The sequence below is a fragment of the Pseudomonas sp. RIT357 genome (genome assembly GCF_000632245.1).
Lineage (GTDB): Bacteria > Pseudomonadota > Gammaproteobacteria > Pseudomonadales > Pseudomonadaceae > Aquipseudomonas > Aquipseudomonas sivasensis.
Genome location: NZ_JFYX01000007.1, coordinates 83880 through 105833 on the forward strand (window position 1 = coordinate 83880; position 21954 = coordinate 105833).

Annotated in this window: 22 protein-coding genes and 1 pseudogene; 11 read left to right on the forward strand and 12 right to left on the reverse strand. The window is 57.4% G+C overall.

The window, feature by feature from the left end; all coding sequences use genetic code 11:
• Positions 1-26 precede the first annotated feature (26 nt).
• A complete protein-coding gene (locus BW43_RS20125; RefSeq protein WP_032885496.1) occupies positions 27-1229 on the reverse strand; it encodes a pyridoxal phosphate-dependent aminotransferase in 1203 nt (400 codons plus the stop codon).
• 295 nt (positions 1230-1524) lie between these two features.
• Between BW43_RS20125 and BW43_RS20120 the strand changes: the two genes are divergently transcribed.
• Positions 1525-2196 (forward strand): NAD(P)-binding oxidoreductase, encoded by a 672-nt coding sequence (locus BW43_RS20120; RefSeq protein WP_032885498.1) that lies wholly within the window; start codon positions 1525-1527, stop codon positions 2194-2196.
• Entirely contained in the window at positions 2193-2858 is a 666-nt protein-coding gene (locus tag BW43_RS20115) for an NAD-dependent epimerase/dehydratase family protein (protein ID WP_032885499.1), read from the forward strand. The genes BW43_RS20120 and BW43_RS20115 overlap by 4 nt, the downstream gene beginning before the upstream one ends.
• On the opposite strand, the gene BW43_RS20110 is transcribed toward BW43_RS20115, so the two are convergent.
• Positions 2855-3436 carry a TetR/AcrR family transcriptional regulator gene (locus tag BW43_RS20110; protein WP_032885500.1) on the reverse strand — a complete coding sequence of 194 codons (582 nt, stop codon included), beginning with the start codon at positions 3434-3436 and terminating at the stop codon, positions 2855-2857. The two genes, BW43_RS20115 and BW43_RS20110, sit on opposite strands and share 4 nt — an antisense overlap.
• A gap of 154 nt (positions 3437-3590) precedes the next feature.
• Between BW43_RS20110 and BW43_RS20105 the strand changes: the two genes are divergently transcribed.
• Positions 3591-4466: a LysR family transcriptional regulator gene (locus BW43_RS20105; protein WP_032885502.1), complete on the forward strand. Its 876-nt coding sequence runs from the start codon at positions 3591-3593 to the stop codon at positions 4464-4466.
• 72 nt (positions 4467-4538) lie between these two features.
• On the opposite strand, the gene BW43_RS20100 is transcribed toward BW43_RS20105, so the two are convergent.
• The 4 genes from BW43_RS20100 to namA form a co-directional block, all read right to left on the reverse strand.
• Entirely contained in the window at positions 4539-4976 is a 438-nt protein-coding gene (locus BW43_RS20100; protein WP_050442815.1) for a nuclear transport factor 2 family protein, read from the reverse strand.
• A gap of 231 nt (positions 4977-5207) precedes the next feature.
• Positions 5208-6227 (reverse strand): alpha/beta hydrolase, encoded by a 1020-nt coding sequence (locus BW43_RS20095; protein ID WP_032885505.1) that lies wholly within the window; start codon positions 6225-6227, stop codon positions 5208-5210.
• A gap of 68 nt (positions 6228-6295) precedes the next feature.
• The gene (locus tag BW43_RS20090; protein ID WP_032885506.1) at positions 6296-6679 is read right to left on the reverse strand and encodes a nuclear transport factor 2 family protein; all 384 of its coding nucleotides are present in this window, start codon (positions 6677-6679) and stop codon (positions 6296-6298) included.
• A gap of 74 nt (positions 6680-6753) precedes the next feature.
• On the reverse strand, positions 6754-7794 hold the full coding sequence (gene namA, locus BW43_RS20085; protein ID WP_032885507.1) for an NADPH dehydrogenase NamA: 1041 nt from the start codon (positions 7792-7794) through the stop codon (positions 6754-6756).
• A gap of 113 nt (positions 7795-7907) precedes the next feature.
• Here namA and BW43_RS20080 point away from each other — a divergent pair, with 113 nt between their 5' ends.
• Positions 7908-8297: a helix-turn-helix domain-containing protein gene (locus tag BW43_RS20080; RefSeq protein WP_032885508.1), complete on the forward strand. Its 390-nt coding sequence runs from the start codon at positions 7908-7910 to the stop codon at positions 8295-8297.
• 153 nt (positions 8298-8450) lie between these two features.
• On the opposite strand, the gene ggt is transcribed toward BW43_RS20080, so the two are convergent.
• The 4 genes and pseudogenes from ggt to BW43_RS29525 form a co-directional block, all read right to left on the reverse strand.
• Complete coding sequence (gene ggt, locus BW43_RS20075) at positions 8451-10115, reverse strand: gamma-glutamyltransferase (protein WP_256226108.1); 1665 nt, start codon at positions 10113-10115, stop codon at positions 8451-8453.
• A 249-nt stretch (positions 10116-10364) separates the two neighbouring features.
• Entirely contained in the window at positions 10365-11624 is a 1260-nt protein-coding gene (locus BW43_RS20070; RefSeq protein WP_032885511.1) for a cation:dicarboxylate symporter family transporter, read from the reverse strand.
• A 112-nt stretch (positions 11625-11736) separates the two neighbouring features.
• On the reverse strand, positions 11737-12162 hold the full coding sequence (locus tag BW43_RS20065; RefSeq protein WP_032885513.1) for a VOC family protein: 426 nt from the start codon (positions 12160-12162) through the stop codon (positions 11737-11739).
• A 165-nt stretch (positions 12163-12327) separates the two neighbouring features.
• Positions 12328-13079 (reverse strand): annotated as a pseudogene (locus BW43_RS29525) (substrate binding domain-containing protein).
• Between BW43_RS29525 and BW43_RS28740 the strand changes: the two are divergent.
• The 7 genes from BW43_RS28740 to BW43_RS20030 all read left to right on the forward strand — a co-directional run bounded on the left by BW43_RS28740 (position 13005) and on the right by BW43_RS20030 (position 19914).
• Positions 13005-13211 carry a hypothetical protein gene (locus BW43_RS28740; protein ID WP_177326416.1) on the forward strand — a complete coding sequence of 69 codons (207 nt, stop codon included), beginning with the start codon at positions 13005-13007 and terminating at the stop codon, positions 13209-13211. The pseudogene BW43_RS29525 and the gene BW43_RS28740 overlap by 75 nt on opposite strands.
• A 264-nt stretch (positions 13212-13475) precedes the next feature.
• Positions 13476-14444: an L-threonate dehydrogenase gene (ltnD, locus tag BW43_RS20055; protein WP_256226112.1), complete on the forward strand. Its 969-nt coding sequence runs from the start codon at positions 13476-13478 to the stop codon at positions 14442-14444.
• Between the two features lie 9 nt (positions 14445-14453).
• Entirely contained in the window at positions 14454-15746 is a 1293-nt protein-coding gene (gene otnK / locus BW43_RS20050) for a 3-oxo-tetronate kinase (RefSeq protein WP_032885516.1), read from the forward strand.
• Positions 15743-16381, forward strand: a complete 639-nt coding sequence (locus BW43_RS20045) for an aldolase (protein WP_032885517.1) — start codon at positions 15743-15745, stop codon at positions 16379-16381. Before otnK ends, BW43_RS20045 begins: the two co-directional genes overlap by 4 nt.
• A gap of 131 nt (positions 16382-16512) precedes the next feature.
• On the forward strand, positions 16513-17973 hold the full coding sequence (locus BW43_RS20040; protein WP_032885519.1) for an SLC13 family permease: 1461 nt from the start codon (positions 16513-16515) through the stop codon (positions 17971-17973).
• 22 nt (positions 17974-17995) lie between these two features.
• A complete protein-coding gene (gene otnI / locus BW43_RS20035; protein WP_032885521.1) occupies positions 17996-18778 on the forward strand; it encodes a 2-oxo-tetronate isomerase in 783 nt (260 codons plus the stop codon).
• Positions 18779-18843: 65 nt separating this feature from the next.
• A complete protein-coding gene (locus tag BW43_RS20030) occupies positions 18844-19914 on the forward strand; it encodes an alpha/beta fold hydrolase (protein WP_032885523.1) in 1071 nt (356 codons plus the stop codon).
• On the opposite strand, the gene BW43_RS20025 is transcribed toward BW43_RS20030, so the two are convergent.
• Together BW43_RS20025 and BW43_RS20020 are read right to left on the reverse strand one after the other, a co-directional pair.
• A complete protein-coding gene (locus BW43_RS20025) occupies positions 19911-20732 on the reverse strand; it encodes a DeoR/GlpR family DNA-binding transcription regulator (RefSeq protein WP_032885529.1) in 822 nt (273 codons plus the stop codon). The two genes, BW43_RS20030 and BW43_RS20025, sit on opposite strands and share 4 nt — an antisense overlap.
• A gap of 84 nt (positions 20733-20816) precedes the next feature.
• A complete protein-coding gene (locus tag BW43_RS20020) occupies positions 20817-21914 on the reverse strand; it encodes a tRNA-dihydrouridine synthase (RefSeq protein WP_032885531.1) in 1098 nt (365 codons plus the stop codon).
• Between the last annotated feature and the right edge of the window lie 40 nt (positions 21915-21954).

Sequence of the window (21954 nt, forward strand, 5' to 3'; positions counted from 1 at the left end):
CAACTCTGCCAAACCAAACGCTGCACTCAAGCAAGCTGTTCACACGCAGCCTTGATGCGCGCGCATGCCTGCTCCAGCAGCACCGTGGAGGTCGCAAAGGAGATGCGGAAATAACCCTCCAACCCAAACGCACTCCCCGGTACCACCGCCACCTGTGCGGCTTCGAGCAGGTACTGGCAGACATCCACGTCATTGGTCAGCACTACACCTGCAGGCGTTTTGCGCCCGAACAGCCCCGAGCATGAAGGGAAGAGATAAAAAGCGCCCTCCGGACGGCGACACACCAGGCCGGGAGTGGTGTTAAAAGCGTCCAGGCAAAGATCCCTGCGCTGACGAAACACTTCATTGCGCTCTGCCAGAAAATCGATAGGCCCGTCCAGCGCTGCCACGGCAGCCGCCTGGGATATTGCGCAGGGGCTGCTCGTGGTCTGCGATTGAATGGTGGCCATGGCAGCAATTAGAGGTTTAGGGCCGCCCGCATAACCAATGCGCCAGCCCGTCATAGAATAGGCCTTTGAAACGCCATTCACGGTCAACACGCGACCATGTAACGCCGGCACCTGCGAAGCCAGCGTGGAAAACACCCAACCGTCGTAACTCAGGTGCTCGTACATATCATCCGTCAACACGTAGACCTGCGGATGCTCCAACAATACGGCGCCCAACCGATCAAGCTCTGCCGCGCTATAACCTGCACCCGTCGGGTTGCTCGGCGAATTCAAAATCAGCCACTTGGTACGCGGCGTGATGGCTTGCTGGAGTTGCTCGGCGGTGATCTTGAAATGCTGATGGACCGCGCAGGGGATTTCCACGGGCGTGCCCCCCGCCAGGCGCACCATGTCCGGATAGGACACCCAGTAAGGCGCAGGAATGATGACTTCATCTCCGGGGTTAAGGGTGGCCTGCAGCGCGTTGATCAGCACTTGCTTACCGCCGGTGCCGACGCTGATTTCGTCTATCGCGTAGGTGATGCCGTTTTCACGCTGAAACTTTCGAACGATCGCCGCTTTGAGTTCTGGAGTGCCGTCGACATCGGTGTAGCGGGTCTGGCCTGCATCAATCGCCGCCTTGGCAGCCGCATTGATGTGATCGGGGGTTGGAAAGTCCGGCTCGCCGGTTGACAGGCTGATGATATCGGCCCCATTGCGGCGTAACTCTGCTGCCTTGCGCGTGATTGCCAGCGTTGGCGAGGGTTTAACCGCTTTCAGCAAATTTCCGAGCAATTGCATGGGGCCACTCTTTGAGCTTTTGTTGATAGTGCATCAATGCTAGCGGTCTCCAGCAGACAATTAAAACAATATATATGGATGCGAAAAATCAATTTTATTTGTTTATTCCGGGCTGATTTTTTTGGCCTCTGGCGCCGTTTGAACACAAGGCGCGTGCCCGGGGCCAAATCTCCCAGGCGCTTGACAATTTCTGTAGTGACCAATATAGAATAACCTTCAGCGTGCATTCGCCGAGCGCGTTTGCAGGTTCGCTTGAGCGGGAAATTTTTGAAACATCGCCTGATCTGGAGGAACTATGCACTCAGTTTTTATCGTCGGTGGTTCGGGTAAAGTGGCCCGAAGCCTTGCTCGACAACTGGCAGACCGAGGCCATCAACCACATTCGTTATACCGTCATGCGGAACAGGCCGAGGGACTCGAAGCACTCGGCGCCATCCCCGTTGCCGGTAACTTGCTTGACCTCGACACAGAGGCTCTGGCCAAGCTGATGGCGGGGAGTGATACCGTGGTATTCGCCGCGGGTGCCGGAGGCAAAGGCGGCGCGCAGATGACGGATGCCATCGACGGTCACGGCCTTGAGCTGTCCGTAGCCGCGGCTGAGTTGGCGGGCATCCAGCGCTTTATTCTTGTGTCGGCGTTTCCAGAGGCATCGCGTGGCAAATCGGTTTCCGAGACCTTCGAAAACTACATGGCCGTGAAAAAACGCGCCGACGTGCACTTAGCGGCGAGCGATCTAGACTGGGTCATTCTGCGCCCCGGCACCTTGCTGGACTCAGCCGGCAGTGGCAAGGTCCACGCTGGCCTGGCTATCCCCTATGGCGACGTGCCGCGTGACGATGTCGCCGCAGCCTTGTTGCAGATCATCGAACAGCCCGGCGTCAGTCGCGTCATCATCGAACTGACCCAAGGCAGCACACCGGTCAACGAGGCTATCCAGCGTTTTGTGCGGGATAGCACTCAAGCATGAACGAACCCACAACATTCAAGCTGCTACTGGTCGGCGCAAGCGGGCTGGTTGGCAGCCATGTATTGGATCTGGCCCTGTCGGATCCGCGCGTCGGCAAGGTATACGCGCCAACACGCAAGACTTTGGCGGCGCACCCTAAACTCATCGCCACGCCCATCCATTTTGATCACTTGGACGAACAGGCTGATCGCTGGCAAGTAGATGCAGTGATCTGCACGCTGGGTACCACGCTTAAAACAGCCGGCTCCAGAGCAGCCTTCGAGCGAGTTGACCGCACCTATCCATTGGCAGTGGCCAGGCTCGCACGCGCGCATGGAACGCCGACCTACGTGCTCAATTCGGCTATCGGCGCAGATGCGGGATCTGCGTTTTTCTATAACCAGGTCAAAGGCCGCTTGGAACAGGATCTGGCGAGGGTGGGGTTTAAATCGCTGACGTATGTGCGGCCGGGTGTCATCGGAGGCAAGCGTGAGGAAGTGCGCCATGCCGAGCGTGCACTGATCCGGATGCTCAAGCTTGCATCGCCGTTGTTACCTGAACGCTGGCGTCTCAACCCCCCGGCGCTGATTGCGCGGGCATTGCTTGAGGCCGCGATCAGTCAGGAGCCTGGCATTCATGTGGTGCCATCGAGCAGCATGACCAAGCCTGCCGATCGGCACTAAGCCAACAAGCGTCGGCTCATATCAAGCGCAGCATCAAAAGGCTCGCGTGTTCTGTTGACCTTGACCAACAGCGAGGCGCCCAACCACATCTGGTAGAGCGCTTCAGCCAATATTGCTGAGTCAACCGACGCACTTATGGAACCATCCGCTTTACCCTGCTCAACACAACGAACCATCCGCTCGATGATCAGGGCAGTCCCCTTCTCAAGTACGCCGCGCATGTTTTCGGACAGATCACACACTTCCGCACCCAATTTGACCACCAGGCATTTTTGATCGGTGTGATCAAACGCCTGTGTCTCGGCCCAATAGCGTAGATAGCTCAGCAGACGTTCGGCGCCGCTGCCCTCACTGGCCAACTGCACATCGACACGCGCGAGGTATTCTTCAAAGTACTCTTCGAGCAACGCTTGGCCGAACTCGTCCTTTGATCGAAAGTAGTGATAGAACGACCCTTTAGGTACACCCGCGGCCGCGAGCAGCTCGGTAAGGCCAACGGCGGTGTAACCTTTCTGGGTCATCAGCGACCTGGCGACATCGATGATGTGCTGGCGCATGTCATGGGCGGGTTTCTTCATAATGCGGCGCATGCTATCAAAAAAAACGATCCAGCGGCAGGCGCCCGGTGGAGCACCTGCCGTTTGTTCACCTATATCGGAAGCAATTTTACGCAGCGCTTCAGCGACAAAAATATAAATACATTTCGAAGCAAAACATAATTATTATTTGAGCATGATCAAAGAACTGAAAACACTTATCGCTGTGGCAAGAGAAGGCACATTTGCGGCTGCCGGCAGCAAAATCGGCCTCACCCAAGCCGCCGTCAGCGCCCAGATGCAACGCCTTGAGGCGGAGCTAGGGGTACAGCTATTCGACCGTAAGGGACGCTCGGCTCAGCTCAATCGAATGGGTCACCAGGTTTTGGCGCAGGGTCAGGAACTGGTACGCCAATTTAAAGACCTGGGCTCGACATCGGTGGGTCTTCCTGCGAATGTTTTGATCACCATTGGAGCGATTGCCTCGGTTCAGCGCTCCTTCTTGCCAGAAGCCCTGGCTGAATTTCATCAACGATCTGCGCAATGCAGAACGCGAGTGCTCCCCGGCTTGTCGATGGAGTTGGTGAACCAAGTCGATTCAGGCGAAATCGATATGGCCGCGATAATCCGCCCGCCCTTCTCGCTTCACAGTGATCTGCGCTGGACAACCTTGGCGCGAGAACCTTACCGGCTGATCGTCCCCGCCGATATGCCGGGAGACGATTGGGCTGAATTGATATCGAGCCAACCCTTTATCCGCTATGACCGATCATCCTTCGGCGGACGCCAAGTTGATAGGTTTCTGCGACAAACCCATTTTTCATTACACGAAGTCTGCGAACTCGACGAACTGGATGCAATCGTCAAACTGGTTGCAAACGGCGTTGGAGTCGCCTTGGTGCCAGAAACGGCCACCCGTAAAGAATGGCCTGCCGAGGTACGTGCAATCGACCTGAAACAACGTACATTCCATCGCGATATTGGTTTGGTGCACCGTGCACGCCGCAGTCTAACTGAGCCAGTAAAACTACTGGCTCAACTGATTACCGAGCATGCAGTGAAGAAGAATTAGATAAGTGCTGACGAGTACTTCGTGAAACTCATCTTCAATTTCGAACTCAATTTTCAGCGCTGCTTTGACTAGTTAAGGCGCGTCATGGGTTTGGAAAATCTTGCTAACAACCGTCCACTTGCCTTCTACTTTCAGCAACTGGAAGAAGTCGGTGAAAGAGAGGCCGGACATGCCGTTGGCATCGATACGAGCACTCGCGGCATTACCGACGATTTCAATACGAGTAATCGCGGCTTGCGCGTCGGGAGAGGGACGGAAATCCTTGTCAATTCCCTCGAACAAGATTGGAATCGCGCCGCCTTCCAACTTGCCCTCGGCGCTGACGCTGTACATCGTCGCATGTTCATTGAAAGCGGGTTTCATGATACTGCTCTTGGCCTGCTTGCAACCCTCAATATACGCGTTAAGCACCTCTGTAATAGCTTGATAGTCTTCTACATACGTAGCTTTTCTGACTGTTTTACTACTGATAACTTGTGGGCCACCTGGTGCGTTTTCTGCTTGAGCCATCGCGCCAAAGCTCGAAATCAAGGCCACAAAAAACAACTGCTTAATAGATATAAATTTCATTTAGTCGCTCTTCATAAAGGAGTGCAATTATCGAAATATGCTCAACCGCACAAACGCAGCAGACGCTCCGAAAGTCTGCTGTGCGCAGGCAGCCTCGCAATGAGATGAGGATATGTTTTCAATGACGAAGCCCGCAGTTTCAACGTGACTGCGGATTCTTTGTTTTTGAAATTACTTGCTCAGGTTGATCTTGAGTTCATGAGATGCCTGCGCAATCGCGCTGCGCGGCGTCGGCAGACGGCTGAAGCCGTTCGACAGACCGAAATCGTGAATCATGCCGTTGTAGCGAACCGTCTTCACAGGCACACCCGCCGCGTCGAGCTTGCGGCCGTACGCTTCAGCTTCATCGCGCAGGACATCGAATTCGGCAGTCTGGATCAGCGTCGGCGGCAAGCCCTTCAACTGTTCGGTCGTGGCCTGCAGTGGAGAGGCGTAAATCTGTTTGCGTACCTCGGCGTCGGGTACGTAATTGTCCCAAAACCACGCCATCATGTCCTTCGTCAGGAAATAGCCGTTGGCAAAGGCCTTGTACGACAGCGTGTCAAAGTTGGAGTCTGTCACTGGGCACAGCAACACTTGCGAGCGCAGTGCGGGTTCACCCTTCTCGTTCGCCATCAGGGCAACTACGGCGGCAATGTTGCCGCCAGCACTGTTGCCGGCTACGGCGAGGCGAGTGCCGTCTACCTTGATCTCTTGCCCGTGTTCGGCGACCCATTTTGTCGCGGCATAGGCTTGCTCCGTAGCGACGCCATATGCCGCCTCTGGCGAGAGGCTGTAGTTGACGAAGACCGCCACCGCACCCGAGCCTACCACCAGGTCACGCACCAGTCGTTCGTGGGTCGGGAAGTCGCCCAACACCCAGCCGCCGCCGTGGAAATACATGAACGCGGGCAGAGTCTTCTGTTGGCTACCGACCGGGCGCACGATGGTCAATTTCAGATCGCTGCCGTTCACGCGTAGCGTCTTCTCGCTGACATCAGCTGCCGGCAAGACTACTTGGGGGGCAGCCTGGGCACCCGCCAGCGCCGCACGGGCATCGACCGGCGCCATGGAGTCGAGCGTCGGGACACCTTCAAGCGATTGCAAGAGTTTCGCCGTGTTGTGCTCAACTCCCGGGTACGTGGCGGCGGAGGCAGTACCGGGCGCAAGCGTAACGACCGTAAGAGCGAGAGCAGAGGTAAGGGTTTTCATGACGTTTCCATTTTTATACCTGAGTGCAGGGAAGCCTCAACTTCCGCAGACTCAAGGGCGACAGAGGTTCAAGGCGCGACATGGGTGTGAAAGATCTTGCTGACGACCGTCCACTTGCCTTCAACTTTCAACAGATGGAAAAAGTCGGTAAACGAAATGCCGGACATGTCGTTTGCGTCGATTCGCGCACTCGCCGCCGTACCGAAAATCTCAATGCGGACGATAGCTGCCGGTGCATCAGGAGAGGGACGAAACCCTTCATCGATCCCCTTGAACAGGATAGGAATTGCGCCGCCGGCCAGCTTACCGTCGCCATCGACGCTAAACATGGTCGCTTGCTCATTGAAAGCAGGCTTCATGAGGCTGCTTTTTGCTTGCTTGCAGCCCTCGATGTACTTGTTCAGCACCTCGGTGATGGCTTGGTATTCGTATACGTAAGTAGGTTTACTCATGGTTTCACGCCTGCTTCATTGGATTGGATTGAGAATTAGGACTGTCCAGCCGCCCGCTTATGACGCGGGCTGATTCACGCTTTGGTATCAAGCCATACAGAGCCGTAACGCGTGTAGGCAGCAGGTATCTCAATGATTTCCTTCAAATCATCTGCTGCAGTGCGCACCCAGAACGGATCACGCAGCATTTGCCGCCCGACAAACACCAGGTCAGCTCGGCCGTTTTGCAGGATTTTTTCGGCTTGACGACCACTCTGGATGACACCCACCGCACCCGTCGCAATATGCAGTTCCTTACGCAGCAACTCAGCGGCCGGTACTTGGTAACCGGGATAGGTCTGCACCTTGATCATCTTGATTCCGCCGGAGCTGCAGTCGATCAGGTCGACACCCTGTTCCTTCATCCAGCGACCGTATTCAAGGAATGACTCGGGTGTGTTTCCGCCTTCGGCGTAATCAGAGCTGGAGATACGAACAAACAGAGGACGATTGCCCCAATGGGTTTTGACTTCCTCCAGCACTTCGCGCAGGAAGCGATAGCGACGCTTGGCATCACCGCCATATTCGTCGTCGCGGGTGTTGGCGAGTGGGGAGAGGAACTCACTCAGCAAATAACCATGCGCGGCATGGATCTCAAGTACATCAAAGCCCGCTTCACTGGCACGTCGTGCAGCATCGCCGTAGAGCTTTACCAAACCCGGAATTTCGTCAGCCGCGAGTGCGCGAGGCACAGGGCTGGTTTCGGTGAACGGAATAGCCGATGGCGCAATGTGAATAAGATTGGGCAAGTCAGCATTGCGTCCTGCATGACCGATCTGAGCACCGACTTTCGCGCCAAAGCTGTGAAGCAATTCAGTGAGCGCCTTCAAGCCAGCGACATGTGCATCGCTCCAGATACCGAGGTCACCGGCACCAATACGGCCATCGGCGTGAACTGCCAGCGTTTCTGGGAAAATCAATGCCGCCTGGCCCAAGGCGCGGGCACCGTAATGCACTCGATGCCATTCAGTAACGAAGCCGTCATCTGCCGCCATGTGCATGCACATGGGCGACATGACGACGCGGTTTTTCAGTTTCATGCCTTTTATTTCATGGGGGGAAAGCAACAAGCTCATCCGGATCATTCCGTAGTGATTGATACGGAATGATGTTAGCGTGCGCACACCATATTCGTAAGTACGCACATTTATGTGCTGTAGGCACATTTTTTATACCAAGGAGATGCCCTGTGAAAAAATGCATTCCCCGGGATGAAGTTGAAGCATTCGCTTGCCCTGTCTCCTTTACGGTCGATGTCATTGGTGGGAAATGGAAATCGCTCATCCTGTTCCACCTGATGTCAGGAACAAAGCGCTTCAACGAGTTGCGCCGACTAATCCCTGATGTGACGCAGCGGATGCTCACCTTGCAACTCAGAGAGCTGGAGACAGATAAGGTTATCCATCGCGAAATCTATCGAGAGGTCCCGCCCAAGGTCGAGTATTCCCTAACAGAATTAGGCAACACGCTTGCCCCACTGATCAGCGCAATGCGGGAGTGGGGAGCGGTGCATGAGAGTGCAATCCTGGCATTCAGGCGGGCTGAGATTGATGCAAATTCAGGTGAATCGCTCGCCTAACTTTAGATTTTTGTCAGGCCGGCGAACGCCCCAGCGCAGGATAAATAACTAGCACTGGGGCGTGGGCTCTAGTGGATCTCGATCCACCTTGATGCCCCTCTTACCGAGCGCGTCTGGCCAAATGCTCGTAAGCCAGACGAGCGGATTGACCCACTACTTGGCAATGGACGTCACCCCCCTCCCCCTGGGATCAGATACGGGTTCAGGCACGCCGTGTTCCACCCTGATTGCCTGGATATCACCATTGAAGCCCTGGTTTGCAAGGTTATAGCCTGCGCCTTCAACTTCCGTCGCCAGTTGCCCCGAGATCGGTGCATAGGGTTCCCAGAAAATCGTGTTGGCAGGCAGCAACTGGTGGTGAAAACGCATCGCGCCCACCGAATCTTTCAGCCCAAGGTGGAAGTCATACAGGTTACTGACGACCTGGAAGATGGAGGTAAAAATCCGCGAGCCACCGGGTGTACCGATCACCAAGGCGACCTTGCCGTCCTTCAGGAAAATCGTCGGCGTCATCGAAGACAAGGGCCGCTTTCCGGGTTCGATGGCATTAGTGTCGGTGCCCACGACGCCCATCTGATTGGGCACTCCTGCCAGTGCCGAGAAGTCATCCATCTCATCATTGAGCAAAATTCCGGTTTTTTCCGCGACGACGCCGGAGCCGAAAAAGCCATTGAGCGTGTACGTGTTGGAAACGGCATTGCCCCATTTATCGACGATTGAGAAGTGCGTGGTCTGGGGCTTCTCCGGCGATTCAATATTCAGGCCGGCGACGACCTTATTGGTGTCCGAAGGGATCGATAGATTGACCTGAGACGCTCGGCCCGCCAGGTAGTGTTCGTCGATCAATTCATGCACCGGCACCGTGTAAAAATCCGGATCACCCAGGTACTGCGCCCTATCAGCAAATACCCGCTTTTCGATCTCCGCCACTAAATGCATATAGCGCACGGAGTTAAGCGGCACGCCCTGGAAATCCTCGCGGCGCATCTCTTTCATCTTCAACAGTTGCACGAGCGCGACCCCGCCGGAGCTGGGCGGTGGCGCGGTGACAACCTGGAAGCCATTCCAGTTGGCTTGTATTGGGGTACGCCACACGGATTTGTAATCGGCCAGGTCCTGCGCGCTGATTAAGCCACCATTGGCACTCATATCGGTCACGATCAGCTCTGCGGTTTTACCAGCGTAAAAGCCTTTCGGCCCCTGCGCGGCGATGCGCTTGAGAACCGCCTCAAGTTCAGGTTGCTTGAAGGTAGTGCCTGCCTGCAGCCTGCCGAAATGTTCAGCGAAGTTGGTTTTACCGGCGAAGCGTTTGGCGTTTTCACTTGCAGCAACACTGGCCAGTGCTTCATCGACGACGAAACCATGGTGTGCGTAGCCAATGGCGGGCTCGATCAGGTCCGCCCATTTGAGTTTGCCAAAGCGCTTGTGAGCCTCCCACATACCCGCGACAGTGCCGGGTACACCTACCGAGCGGTGTCCGATCACACTGCCTTGCGGCTGGTCGGCAGCAATCACTTTTTTACCCGAGCTGTCGACGAACATATCCCGCGTTGCTTTCAGCGGCGCACGCTCGCGGTAATCGAGAAAATAGGGTTTGCCCTTGTAATAGACGGTCATGAAACCGCCGCCGCCGATATTTCCAGCTTCGGGGTAGGTCACCGCCAGGGAAAAGGCAACGGCAACGGCCGCATCCACGGCATTCCCGCCTTTGGCAAAGATTGCGTTGGCGGTGTCCGCAGCAAATTGGTCAGGTACGGCCACGGCAGAATGCGTCAACGCCGTGCGTGGGCTGGCAACCGCGAGTTGGTAAGTTCCCATAAATAGCAACACTATCCATACTGCGACGCAGCGACGCGTCCGATAGAACACTGATTTCTTGCACATAGCCCACCTGTTTTTTTTATAAATAATGGCAGCACAGTGGCAACTAACAGGGCACGATTCTTTATCTGAACCGAGCACCCCGGCGCCTGAAAAGAATGAACACGCAATAACTTCTTATAGGTTTATCAGCCCAAAAAAGAGCCCTCGACGCGATTAACGTGGAAGGCTCTTGTGTGTCGCTGATTAAGCGTTCTGCTCGACCCTTATTGAGCTTTTTCGCTCCAGGGGCGCTTTCTCCCACTTGGCAATGACCAGGGGTGCAATTGCATTACCCAGCACGTTCAAGGTAGTGGTACCGCTGTCGATGATCCGGAAGATCCCGGCAATCAACGCGACCCCCTCCAGCGGCAGCCCGGCAGACGCCAAGGTGGCCGACAGAATGATGATGGCAAACCCAGGCACACCGGCGGCGCCCTTCGACGTCAGCACCATTGTGACCACCAGCAAAATCTGCTGAGTCAACGACAGATCAATGCCATAGAGTTGGGCAATGAAGATTGTCGCCACACCAAGGAAGATCGAAGCACCGTCCAGGTTAAACGCATAACCCACAGGCACTACGAAGCTGACGATGCGCCGAGGCACGCCATAGGCTTCCAGCTTGGTCATCAACTGTGGCATGACCGCCGCAGAGGCTGCGCTGGAGAAGGCCAAAATCAGCTCATCACGGAAGTACTTGATCAACTTGAAGACGTTTTCGCCGATCAGGTAGCAAATGCCTCCGAGCATCAACAGAGCAAAGGTAATCAGCGCCAGGTACACCACGCCGATCAACTTGAGCAACGGCAGCAACGAGGCAAATCCGAAGGTCGCCACCGTGGCGCCGATCATGCCGAATACACCGATCGGTGCGTAGGCCATGACAAACGACACGACTTTGAACATCGCATCGGAGAAGCCCTGCACCACTGCAATAACCGGTGCGCTTTTCTCTTTAGGCAAAGTGTTCAACGCCATACCCAGCAGCACGGCAAAGAACAGCACCGACAGCAACTTCGCTTCCGACATCGCGACAATCACGTTATCGGGCACGATGTTTTGCAGGATGATCAGCGCGCCTTTCGACGGCTCCATATGCACGGCTGCCGCGTTATGGGCGATCCCTGCAATGTCGGTACCCTTACCCGGCTCAAACAGGTTGGCAAAGCACAAGCCAAGCACGATGGCGAGGCTGGTGATTGCAAAGAAGTAGATCAACGACTTTGCGCCCATGCGCCCAAACGATTTGTTATCACCGCCCCCGGCAATGCCGAGGATCATGCAGCAGAAAACAATCGGCACGACGACCATCTTCATCATCTTGATGAAGATGTCTCCGAGTGGTTTAAGGATTTCGGTACTAACCCATACTTGATTTTCCGGATGGGTATTGAAATACCAACCCACGAGCACGCCAAGCAAAAGCCCGGCAACGATTTGCCAAACTAAGGGGATACGTTTCATGTCTAGCCTTTTTGTTGGAATGAAAGGACTGCTTTAGGCAGTAGCTAGATTCATGAGCTTCCAGCTCATTTATGTTTTCCTGGCGCACTCTTTAGCGTGCGCCAGGTTTTTATTATTTAGCGAACAGCTGGCTCATATCCTTGAACGCCTTGAACTCCAGCGCGTTGCCGCACGGGTCGAACAGGAACATGGTGGCTTGCTCGCCGACCTGGCCTTTAAAGCGAATGTAGGGTTCGATCACAAACTTGGTTGCGCGCGCTTTCAAGCGCTCGGCCAGGGCTTCCCATTGTGCCCACTCCAGGATGATGCCGAAGTGCGGAACCGGTACATCGTGGCCGTCTACCGGGTTGCTGTGCACGCTTTCCTGCGACGCAGTTTTAGGGTGCTCATGGATGACCAGTTGATGGCCGTAGAAATCGAAGTCTACCCACTGGTCGCTTGAACGACCTTCGGAAAGACCGAACACCTCACCGTAGAAGTGACGAGTGGCGGCCAAGTCATACACAGGGATTGCGAGATGGAAAGGAGAAAGACTCATCAGGACTCCGATAACAATTTTTATTGGTTTGTGGTGCCGGGCACCGTGGTCGCTGCCCGACGGCTTTTTTGAAGGTGGATTTATGCTAAAGCGCTACCAACCTAAAAAAAATCAATATAAATTTTTCACAAACACAATTTTATTTTGTTAATCGGATGTCTCTTTTTACTGCTGCCAGCCTGCCTGAATCGCACGGGTTATTTGATCGACAAAGACTCTTGTCTTCGTCGGAACCAGCCGCCCCGGCGGCATCACTGCATAGATTCCGCCCACCTCCGCGCCTTCCCATTGCGCGAGTATTTGCACAAGCGTGCCGTCGCGCACCGCCGCGCCAGCCAGCCAGTCAGGCGTCAGAATGATCCCAACGCCCTCCACCGCCGCCTGTAAAAGCGACTCCGAGCTGTCGGATATCAGCGGGCCCGTCGGCCAAAAAGTTTTTTGCTGGCTGCCATTTTTAAGTACCCAGTCCGGCCAACTGGAATGGCTGCAGAATCCAAGGCACGCATGCTCGGCCAACGCTTCAAGGGATTGGGGCTGGCCATGGGACGCGATATAGCTGGGAGCGGCGTAAAGGCGGTTGCGGAAAGGGGCAATCTGCTTGGCCACCAGCGTGCTGTCGCGCAGCACTCCAACGCGAATCGCGACATCGAAGCTTCCGCCACACCATCCACGTACCTGTCGGCAAACCGCGCATCCACACGTATTTTGGGATGCTGGGCGATAAATGCGGGCAACAGCGGCGCAACCCATCGGCGGCCAAATGTGATGGGCAGTAACACCCTGAGCAAACCCTGGGGGCTGGTGGCTTCTTCGGCATCGAACCGAATGCAGATTATATTTCGTTGAGTCTGGGTAAGGCCGGTATTCGTGCATTGACGACAGGCCTCTTCGAGTCGGCCAAAACCCACAACGTGCATGTGGCCACGGTCACTGTGGCCGCGTTCGTCGAACCGGAATCCGAGGAGGCGGTTGGCATTGCAAAGGCGTTCTGGGACCTGCGCAACCAGAAAACGTCAAACTGGACCGCAGAAGTCACCTACTCGCGTTAATTCCTGGCGTAGCACCGCACAGCCTTCCAGTGAGCACCGCCAAAAGCCGTGCTCACTCTGCGTTTCAACGCCTGTGTTCTCAACGCTGAAGCCTCGCAGCGACCCACGGTGATGTTAAATATTGTTAAATCAAAAAATAACTTCACATAATCTGATCATTGGTGGATTATCTATTCAACCCGCATGACACCCTGACAAAAAAACAAAACAGGATGGCAACGATGTTCGACACCTCCCCGAATAAGCTTCCCGCCCCTCACCTGTATGTGGACGATCGCCTGCACCTCTGCGGCGCCCACGTACCCACAGCCTTGCTACGGAGCCTCCATGAATAACAAGAATGTTGGTGTTATCGGCTTAGGCGCGATGGGGCTGGGCATTGCCCGCTCGTTGTTGCGCAGCGGCTTCAACGTGCATGCCTGTGATGTGCGAGAAACCGTCACGCAGCAGTTCGCCAGTGAAGGGGGCGTTGCCTGCAGCTCGCCTGTCCAGATGGCCGCCGCGTGCGATGTGATCATCACCGTCGTGGTCAATGCCGAACAAACCGAGACGGTCCTGTTTGGTGAACATGGCGCCGTCGCCGCCTTACGCCCTGGCAGCCTGGTGATTGGTTGCGCCACGGTGGCCCCTACCTACGCGGTAGACCTGGGCCAGCGCTTGATAAACGCAGGGTTGCTGTACCTGGATGCACCGATCTCCGGTGGTGCAGCCAAAGCGGCGGCCGGTGAGATGACCATGATGACTTCCGGCCCAGCCGAGGCTTATGCAAAAGCCGATGACGTGCTCACGGGCATGGCCGGCAAGGTCTATCGTCTGGGCGATGCCCATGGCCTGGGCTCAAAGGTAAAGATCATCAACCAACTGCTGGCCGGCGTGCATATCGCCGCTGCCGCGGAAGCCATGGCACTGGGGCTGCGTGAAGGCGTCGAGGCCGATGCACTGTATGAAGTGATCACCCACAGCGCGGGCAATTCCTGGATGTTCGAGAACCGCGTGCCACACATTCTCAAGGCTGATTACACGCCGCTCTCGGCCGTCGATATTTTCGTCAAGGACCTGGGCCTGGTGCTGGATACCGCACGGGCCAGCAAGTTTCCGCTGCCATTGTCAGCCACCGCTCACCAGATGTTCATGCAGGCCTCCAGTGCCGGGTTCGGGCGTGAGGACGATTCGGCGGTGATCAAGATTTTCCCTGGCATTGAGCTCCCGACTGCCAAGACCGAAACCGAATAAGGATTGCCCATGAACCTACCTAGCGCACGCCCGTTGCTGGGCTGCATCGCCGACGACTTCACCGGGGCCACAGACCTGGCCAATATGCTGGTGCGCGGCGGCATGCGTACTGTGCAGAGCATCGGTATCCCCAGCGATGAAGTCGCTGCGACACTGGATGCCGATGCGATCGTGATTGCGCTGAAGTCGCGTACTGTCCCGGCGGCGCAGGCGGTAGCCGACTCCCTGGCAGCCCTTGAATGGCTGCGCGCACAAGGGTGCGAGCAGATTTTCTTCAAGTATTGCTCCACCTTCGACTCGACGGCCGCCGGCAATATCGGCCAGGTCAGCGAGGCCCTGCTCAAGGCGCTGGACAGTGATTTCACCCTGGCCTGCCCGGCGTTTCCGGAAAATGGCCGGACCATTTTCCGCGGTCATTTGTTTGTGCAGGATCAACTGCTCAATGAGTCAGGCATGCAGCACCACCCGCTGACCGCGATGACCGACGCCAACCTGGTCCGCGTACTGCAATCACAAACCACACAAAAGGTTGGCCTGCTGCGCTACGACACCATCGCCCAAGGTGTATCACACGTGCGCGAACGGATTGCAGAGCTGCGCGCCCAAGGCATAGGCATGGCCATCGCGGATGCCCTCAGCGATCAAGACCTGCACACCCTCGGCAGCGCTTGCAGTGATCTGCCGCTGTTAACCGGCGGTTCCGGCCTGGCCTTGGGCCTTCCCGACAACTTCCGCCGGGCCGGCAAACTTCGTGACTTCGATCCAGCCTCCTTACCTACCGTACCCGGTGGCGAGGTGGTGCTGGCAGGGAGCGCGTCGATTGCCACCAACGGCCAAGTCGCCGCGTGGATCGAAGCCGGACGACCGGCGCTGCGCATCGACCCGCTAGCCCTGGCGGCGGGTGAGTCGGTAGTGGCGGATGCCGTGGCGTTTGCCCTGAGCAACCCACACACCGTACTGATCTATGCCACCAGCCCTGCGGATGAACTCAAGGCGGTGCAACAGCAACTGGGCGCCGAACGCGCAGGCGAATTGGTAGAGAACGCCCTGGGAGAAATTGCCCAAGCCCTACGTCAGGCCGGCGTAAGACGCTTCGTTGTCGCTGGCGGTGAAACCTCTGGCGCCGTAGTCACCGCCCTGGGCGTGCGCCTACTGCAGATTGGCACGCAGATTGACCCCGGTGTTCCCGCGACCCTCAGCAACACTGCCGAACCGCTGGCGCTGGCCCTAAAGTCGGGCAATTTCGGCGGTAGAGACTTTTTCGACAAAGCACTTAAGCAACTGGCAGGAGGTGCGCAATGAGCAACGAAAACGCCTTGCGCGAAGAGATCTGCATCGTCGGTCACAGTCTTTATCAGCGAGGGTACACAGTCGGCAGCGCTGGCAACATCAGCGCGCGCCTGGATGACGGCTGGCTGATCACGCCAACCGATGCGTGCCTGGGCCGCCTTGACCCTGCGTTGATCGCCAAGGTCGACCTTACGGGCAAATGGGTCTCTGGCGACAAACCGTCAAAAACCCTGGCCTTGCATCGCCAGGTTTACGATCGCAACCCTGGCGTCGGTGGTGTGGTGCATACCCATTCCACACATTTGGTGGCCCTGACGCTTGCCGGTGTTTGGCGCCAGGATGACATCCTGCCCCCGCTGACGCCGTATCAGGTGATGAAGGTCGGGCATATCCCGCTGATCAACTATCAACGCCCCGGCGCGCCCGATGTGGCGGACCAGGTCGCGCGCCTCGCCAACAGTGTGCGTGGCGTAATGCTCGAGCGCTTGGGCCCGGTGGTCTGGGAAAGCTCAGTTTCCAAGGCCAGTTACGCCCTCGAAGAACTCGAAGAAACCGCACGCCTGTGGCTGATGAGCAACCCGCGTCCGGCGCCGCTGGATGCTGCAGCGCTGGCCGAGCTTAAAAGCGTTTTCGGCGCGCACTGGTAGGCGCCGCTCCCACCCGCAACACCCTTAACAATAAAAACAACAGGACCTTCCAGCATGACCACTATCAAGTTTCGTGTTGATGTTTGCAGCGACAAAAAACCATCCTGCGTTTTCCATGAAGGGCCGCGCTCATGAGCCCGCTTATCCTGATGGCGACCGCAGGCCTAGGCATCGCATTGCTGCTGTTCCTAGTGCTCAAATACAAATTCCAGCCGTTCGTGGCGCTGATGTTGGTCAGCATTATGGTGGCCTTGGTGGCGGGAGTTAAACCTGCCGATCTGGTCGCCACCATTGAAGGCGGGATGGGCAAGACCCTCGGCCACATTGCGATCATCATTGCCTTGGGCGCGATGATCGGCCGCATCATTGAGTTGTCGGGTGGTGCCGAGGCGCTGGCCAAGACCCTGATTGAACGCTTCGGTAATCGACGCACACCCCTTGCCTTGACGATTGCCGGTTTCATTATCGGCGTGCCGGTGTTCTTCGAGGTGGGGGTGATCATCCTCATGCCGCTGGCCTACGGTGTGGCTCGTCGCGCTCGCAAGCCGTTGCTGATGTTCGCGTTGCCGATGTGCGCAGCGCTGCTTACGGTGCATGCATTTCTGCCACCGCACCCAGGTGCGGTCGCCGCCGCCAGCCAACTGGGTGCGGACCTGGGCCGGGTGCTGATGTTCGGGCTGCCGCTGACGGCGTTCCTGTGCTACGTCGGCTATCGCGTGGCGGGGCGCATGACGCGCCGCTTCTACCCGATGTCCGATGATATCCGCGCCGAAGTCTACGGCCCGCACGTCACCAACGACGACCTGCGCGCCTGGCAAGACGGCAAAACCCAAGAGGCGCAACAAGGTGCAGAGACCGTCTCGCACATGGGCCTGGAGGAATCCACCAGCAGTATCGTGGCCAAGCTGCCACCCGCCCCTGCGCCGGGTTTCGGCTTGATCGTCAGTTTGATCCTGTTGCCGATCGTGTTGATTTTGCTGGGTACGCTGGCGACGTCACTGCTGCCTGTCGAATCAACCCTGCGCGGCATCATGACCGTGCTCGGTGCGCCCCTGGTGGCGCTGCTGCTCGACACCTTGCTGTGTGCCTGGCTGCTCGGTTCCCGTCGCGGCTGGAGCCGTACCCAGGTCTCCGATGTTATTGGCTCGGCGCTGCCGGGTGTGGCCATGGTGATTTTGATTGCGGGTGCCGGTGGCGTATTCGGCAAGGTACTGGTGGATACCGGCATCGGCGCGGTGGTCTCCGACCTGCTGCGTACCACCGGGCTGCCGGTGCTGGCCCTGGGCTTTTTGCTGACCATGTTGCTGCGCGCCGTGCAAGGCTCCACCACCGTGGCGCTGGTAACCACCGCAGGTATCATCAGTCCGTTGATCGCCACGCTTAACCTGACGCCCAACCACATGGCCCTGCTGTGCCTGGCTATGGGCGGTGGCGGGCTGGCGATGTCGCACATCAACGACGCCGGCTACTGGATTTTCACCAAGCTGGCCGGCCTCAACGTGGCAGACGGCCTGCGGACCTGGACGGTGATCACCACCCTCCTCGGCACGCTCGGCTTCCTTATCACCCTGTTGATCTGGCCTTTTGTCTGATCGTTTTTCATCAGGAGTTCACATGCCTCGCTTTGCTGCCAACCTAAGCATGCTTTACCCCGAACACGCTTTTCTGGAGCGCTTCGCAGCGGCTGCGGCCGATGGTTTTGATGCCGTGGAGTATCTGTTCCCCTACGAATACAGCGCCCAGGTACTCAAACAGCACCTGAGCGACAACGGCCTGGTCCAAGCCCTGTTCAACGCGCCGCCCGGCGACTGGGCGGCGGGCGAACGCGGCATCGCCACCCTACCGGGCCGCGAAAGCGAATTTCGAGCAGGCTTCGACCGTGCCCTGGAATACGCCGCCGTGCTAGGCAATACCCGCATCCACGTGATGGCCGGCCTGCTGCCCTCGGAGCAGCAACGTGAGCGCCATCACGCGGTGTACCTCGAGAACCTGGCTTACGCCACCGCCCAAGCACGTCAGGCTGGCGTGACGGTGTTGCTGGAACCGATCAACACTCGCGACATGCCGGGGTTTTTCCTCAACCGACAGGACCAGGCACACGCAATCTGCAAGGAGGTCGGCGCAAACAATTTGAAGGTGCAGTTTGACTGCTATCACTGCCAGATCGTCGAAGGTGATTTGGCGGTCAAACTGCTTCGCGACATCAACGGCATTGGCCATATTCAGATTGCCGGCGTACCCGACCGACACGAACCGAACCTGGGTGAATTGAACTACCCCTACCTGTTCGAGCTGATTGACGAGTTGGGCTACGACGGCTGGGTCGGTTGCGAATACCGCCCCAAGAGCGACACCTCGGCAGGGCTGCAATGGTTGCGGGACTGGAAAGCGCGCTAAGTGATCAAGCCCCTGCATACCTTGGTGCGCACGGGCTCCTAAAACAAAAACAATAGGAAATACCCATGCACAGATTCAGTCCACGCCCCGCGGTCGGGCTGTTGTTGTCCCTGGCGTTGATCAGTTCCGCCGTCGGCGCCGCGTCGTTACCGGCCGCGACCGAGGGCGATTGGATCGCCCCGCAGTTCACCTTTCACACCGGTGAAAAACTCGCCAACCTCAAACTGCACTACATCACCCTCGGCAACCCCAAGAACCCCGCCATCCTCTACCTGCATGGCACCTACCGGCCCGGCAGCGATGTGCTGAGCAAGGATTTTGGCGGCGAACTGTTCGGCCCCGGGCAGCCGCTGGACGCCAGCAAGTACTACATCATCTCCACCGACGGCATCGGCGTGGGCCAGTCCAGCAAACCCTCCGACGGCCTGCGCGCAAAGTTTCCCGAGTACAACTACACCGACCTGGTTCAAGCCCAGTATCGATTGGTTACCGAAGGCCTGGGGATCAAGCACCTGCGGCTGATCATCGGCAACTCCATGGGCGGCATGCAAACCTGGATGTGGGGCCAGACCTGGCCGCAGATGATGGACGCCCTGGTGCCCATGGCGTCCCAACCCACCGAGATGTCATCGCGCAACTGGATGATGCGCCGTTTGCTGGTGGAGTCGATCAAGCAAGACCCGGCCTGGAACAACGGTAACTACAGCGCGCAACCGCCGTCCTTGCGCCTGGCAAACGCGATGTTCAGCGTTGGCACCAGCGGCGGCACCCTCGCCTATCAGGCGGCGGCACCGACCCGAGCGCTGGCCGACAAGTTGGTGGATGAGCGCTTGAATGCCGCGCAAACCGCAGACGCCAATGACTTCATCTACCAATGGCAATCCTCCGCCGACTACAACGCAGCCCTCGGTCTGAACAAGATCCAGGCGCCGGTGCTGGTCATCAACTCGGCGGACGATGAGCGCAACCCTCCGGAAACCGGACGGCTGGAAGCGTCGATGAAAGAGCTCAAGCATGCACGGCTGCTGCTCATCCCCGCCAGTGCCGACACCCGTGGCCATGGCACCACGAGCATGGCGAAGTTTTACAGCAAGGAGCTGGGGCAATTCATGCAAGAGACTGAAAAGGCGCGTTAGGCTGGCTGGGGGTCGGACGGCAACATCAATTCGACCCCTTGCTTGCGAATCCCATCCGCGGCCGCAGGCGCCAGTGCGTCATCACTGATGATCACATCGAACTGCTCCAACCCGGCAATTTTGTACATGCTGAACGTGCCGTACTTGGAGCTGCTGGCCACCAGCACCACTTGGGACGCCGATTGCATGGCCACCTGCTTGACCTCCACCTTCAGCGCCGACGGTGTGGTGATGCCGCGTCGCAGGTCCCAGGAGCTGGTCGAGATAAACGCGATATCCGTCACCACCTGACGCAGTGTCGCCACCGCCAGGCCGCCGACACAGGAATGATTGGAATGGTCCAACTGCCCACCGGTATGAATCACCGTCACGTGGGGTGCATCCATCAACGCCTGAACCACGCCGAAGTCATTGGTCACCACCGTCATGCCACTGAGCAGTTTGATATAGGGCACGATCTCCAGGGTGCTGGTGCCGGCATCCAAATAAATAGTCATGTCCGCCAACAGGAGACGGGCCGCGAGTTTGGCCATCGCTTGCTTCTGCGGCAACTCAACCACGGCCTTGACCTGGTGGCTGGGCTCACTGTGAAGCTGGCTGGCAATGCGCACGCCGCCCGTCACCGAATACGCCAGGCCTTCCTGCTCAAGCAACGCGATATCGCGGCGCACCGTCATGTGTGAGCAGTCGAACATCTCCATCAACTGGTGAACACTCAGCACATGCTGTTTGCGCAACTGACGCAAGATCAACTCGCGACGCTGTTCAGGAATCATCGGCGCGCCGCTTTCGGCGGCCACGTCCTTCTGGCTTGGCATTCGGTGCTCCAAAGGCTTGGATCGGGTGGCGGTGATTGGCGTACATAGTAGCGAATCCACCCGCCGATCTGTAACTCACTGCACCTAATTCAGCTCGCTGTCCTTGATGTGGGCAATCGGCGCAAGCAACGACGGATCGAAGGGTTCCGGCGCGCGTCCCTCCAGCAACCGTTGTACAAGGTCCGGATTGGCCAAGGCAGCCTTGCCGAAAGCGACAATATCTGCGCCAGCCTGCAGGGTTTGTTCAACGCTGCTCAAGTCCTGCACTCCGCCATTCGCAATCAACGCGACACCAGGCGCATAACGGCGAGCCAGCGTTACCAGGCTTGCCTCGTTACCGCTGAAGGCCGGCTGCCAGGCTTGATGCTCCGTCACATGGATGAAGTCGACCCCAGCGTCAGCCAAGCTGCCGAAGATCGTCTGTGCGTCATGTTCCCCACCCGCCCATTTGTGCTGAAAGTCATTGACCTTGCCCTGGGATATACGCACACCGACCGGCGAGTGCCCGACCACCTTCTTCACCGCTGCAATGACCTCAAGCGTCAGGCTCAAGCGCTGGCGAACATCACCGCCCCATCGATCTTCGCGTTGATTGGAGTAGCCTGTCATGAACTGATCCAGCAAGTAGCCGTTGGCACCATGGATCTCAACGCCGTCAAAGCCCGCGATTCCAACAGCCCGTTTAGCCGCCTGGGCAAACCCCTCAATGGCATCCGCGATAGCTTCATCGCTCATGGCCTGGGGCACTCGATACGCCCCCTCGCCGTAATAGAACTTCATCTGTTCGCCTTTCGGGCGAATGGCCGAAGGGCCAGCAGATTGCTCAACAAAACGGTTCGCCTGGCTCAATGCACCGGCGTGCATGATCTGCGCGATTGCTGCGCTCTCATGGCGATGAATCGCCTCGACTACCTCGCGCCAGGCAAGCGCCTGTTCGCTGTCCGTGATACCGGGCTGGTTCAGGTAGCCCTGGGCATATTGCCGATCGGTGTAGATCCCCTCCGTGATGACCAAGCCAAAACCGCCACGGGCAAAACGCTCGTAGTATCGCGCCATCGCAGGTGTGGCATTGCCGCTCTCGCTCGCACTGACGCGTGTCATGGGAGCAAGCGCCATGCGATTGTTCAGCTTAAAAGCGCCCATATCGAATGGCGTTACAATGCGCGAGTTTAGTGCTGTCATGATTTGCCCTCAATTATTCGCCAGCCACGACGATAAGCGT